The organism is Colwellia sp. 12G3, from assembly GCF_002836775.1.
Classification (GTDB): domain Bacteria; phylum Pseudomonadota; class Gammaproteobacteria; order Enterobacterales; family Alteromonadaceae; genus Colwellia.
In genome coordinates this window covers 1-1,011 of the sequence record NZ_PJAQ01000060.1, presented here as the reverse complement: position 1 = coordinate 1,011, position 1,011 = coordinate 1, and the positions used below count along the sequence as shown (strand labels likewise).

At 37.3% G+C, this 1,011-nt stretch carries 1 protein-coding gene; it reads left to right on the top strand.

The window, feature by feature from the left end:
* The first annotated feature begins 118 nt into the window (after positions 1–118).
* The gene (locus CXF71_RS13070) at positions 119–928 is read left to right on the top strand and encodes a phospholipase D-like domain-containing protein (protein ID WP_101233396.1); all 810 of its coding nucleotides are present in this window, start codon (positions 119–121) and stop codon (positions 926–928) included.
* The last annotated feature ends 83 nt before the right edge of the window (positions 929–1,011 follow it).

The following is a 1,011-nucleotide window of genomic DNA, read 5'->3' as shown; positions in this document are numbered from 1 at the left end:
AACTTTTAACAGTTGGTTAGGTTCCGCTTCGCTACACATTTTAACCAACAATTAAAAGCCTCTTAATGGGGCGTTATGTACCTAGCACTTCACTCTGAATAATGGAGAATATTTCAAGTTGAAAGTATCTGATCTGACACTAAGTGCGCTTAAGCCATTTGTTACTGGAGATGGAGCGCCAACCCCATACTTATCAGGTCCTGAACTTATAAAATTCTTCAATGCCTTCGGTATGGAAGATGAATATGTCCATCGAAACGGTGGGCTCCCGAATGCTTGGTCTAGAAATGAATATGCATATGAGACTTTAAAAAAAGTTAATGGAACTACTTATTTCAAAGCCTTAGTCGAGGCGCTAACTGATAGCAGGAAAGTCAGTAAACCTGACGAGGTTGCTCTTCAGATTCACGATATCATCAAACATGACGGATATAAATTAGAGAAAAATGAATCTGATATATATAAGGTAACGGGCGGTGCACTAGATGACCCGATTATTATAGAGGCACATTTTCAAGAAATAAAAAGCCAAATATTAGAAAGTATTCGAACAGCTAAATTTACCATTTGGGTTGCAGTTGCGTGGTTTACTGATAAAGACTTGGCAAATGAGTTAAGGCTTAAACACCTTGAAGGTATCAATGTCCGAATTATAGTTAATGACGATGAAACTACTGAAAAATATGGACTACCATTCGATCAAAAAGGAATCGAATACATTAAGGTTTCACCTAATTCACGCTGGGGTAAAAAGTTAATGCACAATAAATTTTGTATTATCGACTTACATAAGGTGATTCATGGCTCATATAATTGGACTAGTAATGCTCAATATAATAATGAGAGTATTACTATAACCGAAAGCCGAGATGTCGCAGAAGACTTCTCTAGTCAGTATATTCAGCTTAAAAATCAATCAGGTACATAACAAGCTGTTCAAGCGGGACAAATTACAGTTGGCTGGTTCCGCTCCGCTTCACATTTTAGCCAACTACAATTTGCCCCTTAACA